Raw genomic sequence first — 9,676 nt, forward strand, 5'->3', positions numbered from 1 at the left:
TTCAGGCCCTGCTTGGCCTGGTGCAACAGGTCCTGGGCGCTGTTCTTCGCCTCCGCCGCCACATTGGCCGCCTCGCTCTTGGCCGTCCGGGCCACACCCTGCGCTGCCGACGCTGCCTCACCGGCAACGTTCGACGCTTCCTCCTTGGCCGCCTCCTTCTTGGATCCGGAAGCGGACGCAGCGGGCGCTGTTTCAATCGTGTCGATGCCCGGATCCCGTGGTGCGGACATGGAATCGTTGGTCCACTGATTTTCCGTCATCAGTACTCCCCTTCCCATACACATGCTGCTGATAGGTGTCTCCTCTTTCGACGCAATAGTAAGCAGGTTTACCATCAGATAGTAAGCACCCTTCCTAAACCGTTGCTGCATGTTCACCAATAAGGGCGGTAGCACGTGTGGTGTTTGCGCCGTACCCTGAAGAGGCGGACTGCCTGCGCGTTGCGCCGGGCTGCCAGGCTCAGTGCGGCCGGCCGCTGCGTCTGGACAGTGTTAGGGGTTGTAGCTAATGAAGACATTGGGCGTCGTCATTATTGTCATCGCGGCGGTGTTTCTTGTAGTGGGTCTGGTGGTGCAGGCACTGGGCTTCCTTCTGGGTGCGGCCCCGGTCCTGTTTCTTGTTGCGGTTGTCCTGCTGCTTATGGACAGGTTCCGGGGACGGCGTATTCCCCGCTAGAACTGGTCACATGGGATCTCCTCCAGGCGCAAATTTGCACTGAAGATCAGCGTGCCGCCGCGGCCCGGGAAGACTAATGTTTTTAGTAGTTCCTGGTCAGGTGAACAACGAGGTGATGGGCGATGAGTAACTCCCTTCCGCAGGCGTATGAGTTGGCCGCGCTGACTTCGCGGCTGACTGGCGGCCTCCTGACTGCGAAAGATGCATCCGAAGCGGTGCAGTCCCTGGCATATGTTCTGAGGGATTCGATTCCGGAGTCGGCAGGGGCCGGGGCTTCTATCATCAACTCACGTGGGCGCAGTGAAAGCGCCGGTGCCACCGACATGGTGGTGCTTCGGGCGGACGAGCTGCAGTACGAACTCGGTCAGGGGCCATGCCTCAGCGCGTGGGCCGAACAGCGTTCCATCATTATTCAGGACACCACTGAAGAGACCCGATGGCCCGCATGGACGGCGGCAATCAAGGGCCTTCCCCTGCGCTCCGTTCTCAGTGCTCCGCTGACTACCCGGGGAAAACCCATCGGCGCCCTGAAGGTCTACTCCCCCGTTCCCTTGGCGTTTGATGACTACTCGGTGTTTTTGATCGAGCGGCTCGCCACCCCGGCCGCCGTCTTGCTCGGCAACGTCCGGGACCGTGAAGCCGCTCAGCAATTGAGCGAAGACCTGGCGGACGCCCTGGCCAACAGAGACATGATCTCTCAAGCCCAGGGAATCCTGATCGAACGGATGAATCTGAGTTCCCAAGAAGCCCTGCACGTCATGCTGACCGCCTCCCGCGGGGAAAGCACACCATTGCATGAGATAGCACGGGCCATTCTGCACAGCGCCACCGGCGAGTAGTAGTGCCGGCGAAGCGAAGCGTCGGCTCCGTTGCACGCCACGCCTTCTACATGTTTACCTGCCTGCAGTGACTTCGGAATGACGGCACAGAAAGGACTGTGCCGTGGAAGAAGAGGATGGGTTTCGAGATCAGGCATAGCGTGTCCCCCGTGAAACCTGCATCCACCATGTCTGCGGACAGGATTGACGAAGTTGCTGCGGTTTTGGGGCGCCGGCGGCAAATAGCGGCGTTTGTGCTCGCGATGGGGTTGCCTCCGGCCCTGCAGTTCGTGCTGGAGCTTCTGCCACATGATCAGTTGTCGACGGACATGCTCGTCCATCTGACCGGCATCGTGAGTGTGGCGCTGGTCGGCGGGCTCTGGCCCGCGGTGGCTGCCGCCGTCCTGGCCGGACTTGTTGTGAACTACTTCAGCGTCCATCCGGTGGGGTCGTTGTCGGTCATCGATCCCGAGAATCTTCTGGCGCTGTTGGTCTTTGTTGTCGTGGCGGTAGCTGTTTCGCTGGTAGTGGATCGGGCAGCCAGGCTGCGCAAGGAAGCACGCATTGCAGGAGCTGAAGCCTCCGTCCTGGTCGAGTTGAGCCGCAGGGCCGTCGCGGAAGGAAACACCATCCCCGCATTCCTGGACCAGGTGCGGGAGTACTTCGGTGTGGACAGCGCCGGACTGTGGGTCCGGGAGGAGGTTTCACCAGGCACTGCAACTCAATGGACGCTTCAGGAACTGTCCGACGGTCCCCGGCAGACCGACGTGTCAGACGCCGGCACTAAGCTGCAGCTGGACGGGGAACGGTTGCTGGCGCTAATGGGCAGAGACTTGTCCGCGAATCAACGCCGACTGCTTTCCGCGTTCGGCGCGCATCTGCTGGCAATGATCCAGCGTGAACAACTGGTCGCCAGCCAGCGCGACAACCTCCGCCTGGCCGAGGGGAACATCATGCGCACATCGATCCTGCGGGCCGTCTCACATGATCTGCGCACTCCCCTGGCCGGCATCAAACTTGCCTCCAGCAGCCTCCGTGACAAAAACATCAGCCTAACGCCGGACGAGCAGGAAGAATTACTGGCGACGATTGAGTCAGGGGCCGACCGCTTGGACCGGCTGGTCAGCAACCTTCTGGACATGTCGCGTATCACCGCCGACTCCATTTCTCCCCTGATCGGCCCCGTTTATTGGGCAGACGTTGTCGGCGAAGCGATACGCGGAACAACCCCGGAGCGGCTCCGTGTGCTGCTTCCGGACAACATGCCGCCGGTAGACGCTGATGCGGGCATGCTGGAGCGGGTGATTGCAAACCTCGTCGAGAACGCGCTGAAGTACGCCCCCGAATCGGATGTCGTAATATCCGGCACGGTAGGCGGGGCGGGCACTGCCACGATCGGAGACATACCCGCCAGTGAACTGATGGTGATCGACCACGGCTCAGGAATCCCCGCCGGCAAGGTCATGGCGATGTTCCGGCCGTTCCAGCGGGCCGACGACACTACACCCGGGACCGGCGTCGGCTTGGGCCTGGCCGTGGCGAAAGGCTTCACTGAAGCGATGGGCGGTGTACTGCTCGCCGAACCTACAGCTGGTGGGGGCCTGACTATGGTCGTCAGGCTGCCGCTGTCCACAGGAGTAGCGCCCGAGCCCAGGGATGAGAGGACGCGATGGCGGCAGTACTGATAGTTGATGACGAGGTCCCGATCCTGCGGGCCTTGCAGATCAACCTCAACGCCAGAGGCTACGCCACCGTAACGGCGTTCACCGGGCAGGGTGCCATTGACCAGGCTGCCGAACGCCCGGTGGACGCCATCATCCTCGACCTCGGACTGCCTGACGTGGACGGTGTGGATGTGATCGGCAGGATCCGCCGCTGGAGCCAAGTCCCTATTGTGGTCCTGTCGGCGCGGCACGGCTCAGACGACAAGATCCGGGCCCTGGACGCCGGTGCGGATGACTACGTGACCAAGCCCTTCGGCATGGAAGAACTCCTCGCCAGGCTACGCGCAGCGCTCCGCCGCGGCACTGCCCCGGAGCTTCCCGTGGTGGCCACGGCCGACTTCGAGATCAACCTCGCCACCAAACAGGTCTCCCGCGGTGGCAGGACGGTGAGCCTCACACCCACTGAATGGAGCATCCTGGAGCTGCTGGCACGGAACAGGGGGGCGCTGGTCACCCACGACGAACTGCTCTCTTCGGTGTGGGGTCCGGCCTACGTCGGGGAGACCTCCTACCTGCGGGTATACCTGGCCCAACTGCGCCGGAAACTCGAAACCGACCCGGCCAAGCCACGGCACCTGCTCACCGAAACCGGGCTCGGGTACCGCCTCAAGGACTGACCACCGGCAATCTGGTGCAGCAGCAGGAACCTCAGCAGCTGAGGCAAGGGAGTAAGGGCCGGGCGTTAAGAAAGCATTAAAATCCGCGGAAGCATCGGTCGGGGCTGGTTTTTCCGCTGTTACGCTCCGGTGGTTATCAGCACAATGGCGCGCCTGGAACGGGGCCTGTTGTGACCGTTCGGCAGTACAGAAAGACATCCCCTTGACGGCTCCCGCCCATCATTCACTCCCTGCAACGGTTCCCAATCCGGAGCGGCGCAGCGTTCCGGGCAACGCTGCGGTCCGGTGGCTCCTTGAGCACCGGGTACACCAGCCGGTCGGCCCGGAAACGGCTGACACCCATGCCACACAGCAAAGCTGGTGGAAGGTGGTTTGCCTGACCGGTGTGGACTACTTTTCCACGCTGTCCTACCTGCCCGGCATCGCCGCTCTCGCCGCCGGGGCACTCTCTCCCCTGGCCACGCTGCTGATCGTCGCCCTGACCCTGCTGGGCATGCTGCCGATGTACCGGCGGGTGGCGAAGGAAAGCCCTCACGGACAGGGGTCAGTGGCAATGCTAGAACGGCTGCTGCCGTTCTGGCGCGGCAAGGTCTTCGTCCTGGTCCTCTTGGGCTTCGTCGCCACCTCATGGATCATCACCATCACACTCTCAGCGGCCGACGCGACCGTGCACCTGCTCGAAAACCCCTACCTGCCCCCGGCCCTGCAAGGCCAGGCCGTGGCAATCACCGTGGTACTGCTCCTGATCCTTGGCGGCGTGTTCCTGCTGGGCTTTTCCGAAGCCGTCGCCGTCGCCATCCCGCTCGTTGCCGTCTTCCTCGGCATGAACGCCATCATCATTGGCGCAGGACTCACCGAAGTTTTCACAACCCCCGGCGCACTCAGCACCTGGACCGGCACGCTGACCTCCTTCGGCGGAGGCTTCACCGGCGTCATCGGACCGGCACTGCTGGCCTTCCCCCTGCTGGTCCTGGGGCTGTCCGGCTTCGAAACCGGGGTCAGCATGATGCCCCTGGTCGCCGCGAAAGGCGCCAGCCCAGAAGAAAGGCTCGCGGACCGTGTCCGGAACACCCGCAAACTCCTGACCGCCGCCGCAGTGATCATGAGCGTCTACCTGCTCGGCAGCAGCTTCGTTACTACCATCCTGATCCCCACCGAGGAGTTTCAGGCCGGCGGCGAAGCCAACGGACGAGCCCTGGCCTACCTGGCACACGAACACCTCGGCAACGGATTCGGCTCCGTCTACGACATCAGCAGCATCCTGATCCTCTGGTTCGCGGGGGCATCAGCGATGGCCGGCCTGGTCAACATCGTCCCCCGCTACCTGCCCTCCTACGGCATGGCACCTGACTGGTCCCGCGCCGTCCGCCCCGTCGTCCTCGTCTACACAGCCATCAGCATCGCCATCACCATCGGCTTCAACGCCGACGTCAACGCCCAGGCAGGGGCCTACGCCACGGGCATCCTGGCGATGATGGTCTCCGGCGCCGTCGCTGTCACCATCTCGGCCATCCGCAAAAGACAACGGGCGGCATCCGCCGGATTCACAGTCCTCACCGTGGTGATGCTCTACGCCCTGGCTGCCAATGTCATCGAGAAACCTGACGGCATCACCATCTCCGCGTTCTTCATCCTCGGCATCGTGGTCATCTCGCTTGTCTCCCGTGTCAGCCGCACTACTGAACTGCGCGTGGAGCGTATCGAATTCGACGGCACTGCCAGGCAATTCATCACCGACACCCTCGCCTTCGACGGCCGGATCAATCTGATCGCCAACCGGCCCCAGGTCCGCGACGCAGCCGAGTACGCGGCCAAGGAAGCAGCCCAGCGGCAAAACAACCCGGTCCCCGGCACCGCCGACGTGATCTTCCTCGAAATCGACATCACCGACCCGTCTGAATTCAGCGAAATCCTCCAAGTTCGCGGCGTGGACGTGGACGGGCACCGGGTCCTGCGGGCACAAAGCCCCGCGGCTCCCAACGCCATCGCCGCGATCCTGCTGGCCTTGCGCGACTGCACCGGCGTCCGCCCGCATGCCTACTTTGAATGGTCAGAAGGTAACCCCATCGCACACCTAATGCGCTACCTGCTCCTCGGGCGCGGGGACACCGCTCCCGTCGTCCGCGAAATTATCCGCGAGAATGAATCGAGCCCGGGAAAACGCCCCAGCATCCACGTCGGATGACAGGACGAAACAACCTGCGAGTAAGGTTATGGGAAGTCCGCCGGTTCCCCCCCAATCGGCGGGCTTCCTTGCGTCAGGGCCTCTGGCGGTAGCTTGTTCTGAAAAGCAGCTGGTCGGCGACCGGCGGGAAGGGGTCGACGCCATGACGATGGTTGATAACGCCGTGTACGTTGACGGGCGCCGGACGGACAATCCAAGGAACCTGGACGAGACGTTTGAGGTGATGCGCGAGCGCGGTGGGATGGCCTGGATTGGGCTGTACCGGCCGGAACCGGCCGAGATCCAGTCCGTGGCCGCGGAGTTCGGCCTTCATGAACTCGCCGTCGAAGACGCCCTGCACGGGCACCAGCGGGCCAAACTGGAACGCTACGGCGATACCCTTTTCACTGTCCTGCGGCCTGCCCGGTACCTCGATGATGCTGAGAAAGTCGAGTTCGGCGAACTGCATGTGTTCGTCGGCCCAGCTTTCGCCGTGACCATCCGCCATGCAGAATCTCCAAACCTGGCCCGGGTTCGGCAACGCCTGGAAACGGCTCCCGAGCTGCTGACTTTGGGACCGCAGGCCGTCCTCTATGCCATCCTCGATGAAGTCGTGGACCAGTACCAACCGGTGGTCGCTGGCTTGGAGAATGATGTTGACGAAATCGAGGACGATCTGTTCGGTTCCAGCCCGGATGTCACGCGCAGAATCTACGAACTATCCCGGGAAGTCATCGAATTTCAGCGCGCCACCCATCCGTTGCGTGGGATGCTCGAATCCCTCCTGCGCGGGTCAGAGAAATACGCGCTGGACCTGGAACTGCAGCGCCGACTCCGGGACGTCCATGACCACGTCCTGCGCATTGTCGAACGCGTGGACGGGTTCCGCGCCCTGCTGCAGAACGCTTTGATGGTGAATGCCGCGCTGGTCGGGCAGCAGCAAAACGAGGAGATGCGCCACCTGTCCGAGTCCAGCCTCGCCCAAAACGAGGAAGTGAAAAAGATCTCGTCCTGGGCGGCCATCCTGTTCGCCCCCACCCTCGTCGGCACGGTCTACGGGATGAACTTCAACTACATGCCCGAACTGGACTGGGTCTTCGGCTACCCCTTCGCACTGGCTCTTATGCTCGCGATGGGCATCGTCCTCTACCTGACCTTCAAATGGCGCAAGTGGCTGTAGATCACTGCCGCTGGAGGTGTGCGGGTTACCGACACCCCGCCTGACTCTGCATTTCCGCGTTGCGGCCGAAAGCGCCTACCGCAGAAAGTGGGTAGGCCGGCCTGCTGACGGCGGCAGCAGCAACACATGGTGGAAGTGCAGGACCTTTTGGAGTTTCCAACTATCACGGAGCCACTAATTTTGTCGCGGACAATGGCAAGAGCATCGCACCCAGAGACAGGGCGAAATTATGGAACCGTTCTAATGCGCACCACTAACGACGGCACAGGCCTCGGACCTGGCCATCTGCAGCACCATCTTATCCAGAGCCCGGTTTACGGCGGGGAGGGCCAGTAAGGCAGGGTCGAAAGGCGCATGGGAGCCCGTTACATCGGCTTCCCAGGCTGATCGCTCGCTGTGGTCATGATGCGACGGATCGGCCAGCGCGTCGAGGACCTCCCCGTAGCCGGGCAAACCGCCGGAGCCTTCCAGCGGGCCGCGTCGAACGCCGTAGGCCGGCGGTAGTGGCGCGAACGGATCATCTGCCGTGAACCTGTGCAGGTGAGCATCCTCCCAGTCAAAGGCTGCCTGCAGGACCTGGTGCACCTGATTCAAGGCTAAGGAGCCTCAAAGCTCGAGCAGACGCCAATTCTCGGGCTCGCTGTCGACCAGCTTCACGCGGACCACAAAAGTCGAGTCCTCTCCAACAACCCCGGCAACGGTTCAATGTCGTCCATGACACCCATTTTCACCGGCCTCACGGCCCCAAAGCTAAGACGGGCGCCTCTCCCCGGCGGACCGTGCTTAGAAGTGCCGTGCATTGAACAACAAACGCACCTTCCCGAGGGTTCCCGCTTGGGGTCACGCCGATTCACGGTAGTTGCGCTCTGGACTTTATCCAAGGTGTTGGGTTATTCTTCGAGCGTCTCAGAACTGCACCGGGGGGTGATGCGCGTGGCTAGGTCTCGTTCGCCATGGCGTACCCTGCGTCCAGTTCTGTTGGCAGGTGCTGCCACTCTTACGTGGCTGACCTTTTCTTCCACGGCTGCGTCGGCCGACACTCTTTCGGACACCTCGTCCCTGCTGGGCGGCGTTACCAGTTCCGTCTCCTCGCTATCGGACAAAGTGCTGAGCGCTGCCCCTGTGGTTCCTGCCCCTGCGCAAACCTCGGGTTTGCTGCAGCCGGTTGTTGGTTCCGTCGCCGACCTGGCAGATGACATCGCCGCATCCGTACCCGTCATCAGCCGGGTGGTGCCGGCAGGCACCGTCTCCACGGTCACGGCGCCTATCGCGCAGCTGGCCGATGGGGCGACCTCTGCGGTTGTCGACACGGTTGTGCCACCGGTAACCGAAACGGTCCCGGTCCTGGAACCTGTTCTGGACCCAATCACCGACTTGGTGACAGGGAAGGCTCCCCTGCCGGTGCCTGCCCTTCCCGGCCAGGCCGGCGATGAGGGCGGACTTCCTGCCGGCCCCGGCTCCGTTCCTGCAGAGAGCACGAAGCCGGGCGCAGGATCAACGGCAGACACCGGGGACGCGGTGCAGGGAAGCGCGCCTGTAGCTATCGCAGAAGCATCATCCCTGGAAGCGTCAGCGGCTGAAGCCCTTGCCCCACGTACGGGCGCAAGCGCCCCTGCGGCCGGTCCCACGTTCCCGTGGTCAGTGAGCGTGGCACTTTCCGTGACGGGTGGATCACCGGGCGCGGTTGATCCTGCACCGTCTCCTGGGCCGGTCCCGGCAGCTCCCGGGATTTCCGGTACGGGCAGTGGCGCGTCCTCTGCTGGTGGTTCCGGTTCAGCAGCCTGGCTGAACCCCTTTGACTTTCACTTCCCCTTGGCCGGTTCCTCCCGAGCCGGTGAATTCCCAGAGCACGCTCCTGCGCCGGTGTCATATGACCCCGGTTCTTCTCCTGACTAGTTGAGTCCCCTGCTGCCCTTTGTCGGCGGCATACGGGCCTTACGGGCAGCTGACCAGCGCCCGCACCTCAACTATTTTTCAGGAGACATCACCATGGATTCCACCCTTCGCAGAGGGCTGCTTGGTACCCTCTTCGCCGGCGGCCTGCTGGCCTTCGGCTGCACCGCGGCAAACGCCTCGGAAACCACCACCGGACCCGACCTTTCAGCATCCGCCCTGATCGCCGCGTCAACTGACTCAGCCCTGCTCAACAACACCGGCGCTGGCACCACCGATTCAACCGCCCTCACCGCCGCAGTGGACGTCGCACTTGGCACCGGAACCCTGACCACGACCGGCCAGGGCAACACCACCGACCTCGCAGCCGCCGCCGTAGTCGACCTCGGCCTCGGCCTTGGAAATATTGGCCTGACCGACGGAGGCATCGCCGATGCGACCGTTGCCGCTGACGCCACACTGGGTCTCGGCAACATCCTGGGAATTGGCGAAGGAACCACGAGCAGTGTTGGCAGCGTCGTCAACGCAGTTGTTGACGTGGACCTGGGCGGCAACGGCACCGACGGCACCACCGGCGGAACAGGCGCCCTCGTGGACGCAGTCGT

At 63.1% G+C, this 9,676-nt stretch carries 7 protein-coding genes and 2 pseudogenes; 7 read left to right on the top strand and 2 right to left on the bottom strand.

The features are described 5' to 3' along the window. Positions 1–260: pseudogene (locus FDW83_RS18725) on the bottom strand (hypothetical protein); the annotation flags it as partial. Positions 261–507: 247 nt separating this feature from the next. On the opposite strand from FDW83_RS18725, the gene FDW83_RS19265 reads away from it, so the two are divergent. The 6 genes from FDW83_RS19265 to FDW83_RS18750 all read left to right on the top strand — a co-directional run bounded on the left by FDW83_RS19265 (position 508) and on the right by FDW83_RS18750 (position 7,178). Further along, positions 508–675: a hypothetical protein gene (locus FDW83_RS19265; protein ID WP_171027620.1), complete on the top strand. Its 168-nt coding sequence runs from the start codon at positions 508–510 to the stop codon at positions 673–675. A 152-nt stretch (positions 676–827) separates the two neighbouring features. After that, on the top strand, positions 828–1,514 hold the full coding sequence (locus FDW83_RS18730) for a GAF and ANTAR domain-containing protein (RefSeq protein ID WP_171027621.1): 687 nt from the start codon (positions 828–830) through the stop codon (positions 1,512–1,514). Positions 1,515–1,663: 149 nt separating this feature from the next. Further along, entirely contained in the window at positions 1,664–3,178 is a 1,515-nt protein-coding gene (locus FDW83_RS18735; RefSeq protein WP_240721060.1) for a DUF4118 domain-containing protein, read from the top strand. Continuing rightward, a complete protein-coding gene (locus FDW83_RS18740; RefSeq protein WP_138139581.1) occupies positions 3,163–3,834 on the top strand; it encodes a response regulator in 672 nt (223 codons plus the stop codon). Before FDW83_RS18735 ends, FDW83_RS18740 begins: the two co-directional genes overlap by 16 nt. A 202-nt stretch (positions 3,835–4,036) precedes the next feature. After that, positions 4,037–6,019: an APC family permease gene (locus FDW83_RS18745; protein WP_138139582.1), complete on the top strand. Its 1,983-nt coding sequence runs from the start codon at positions 4,037–4,039 to the stop codon at positions 6,017–6,019. Between the two features lie 142 nt (positions 6,020–6,161). Beyond that, entirely contained in the window at positions 6,162–7,178 is a 1,017-nt protein-coding gene (locus tag FDW83_RS18750) for a magnesium and cobalt transport protein CorA (RefSeq protein ID WP_138139583.1), read from the top strand. Between the two features lie 240 nt (positions 7,179–7,418). On the opposite strand, the gene FDW83_RS18755 is transcribed toward FDW83_RS18750, so the two are convergent. Further along, positions 7,419–7,763 carry a plasmid pRiA4b ORF-3 family protein gene (locus tag FDW83_RS18755; protein WP_240721061.1) on the bottom strand — a complete coding sequence of 115 codons (345 nt, stop codon included), beginning with the start codon at positions 7,761–7,763 and terminating at the stop codon, positions 7,419–7,421. A 1,404-nt stretch (positions 7,764–9,167) separates the two neighbouring features. Between FDW83_RS18755 and FDW83_RS18765 the strand changes: the two are divergent. Further along, positions 9,168–9,676, top strand: a pseudogene (locus FDW83_RS18765) (hypothetical protein); the annotation flags it as partial.

This window comes from Pseudarthrobacter sp. NamE2, assembly GCF_005796205.1.
GTDB lineage: Bacteria > Actinomycetota > Actinomycetes > Actinomycetales > Micrococcaceae > Arthrobacter.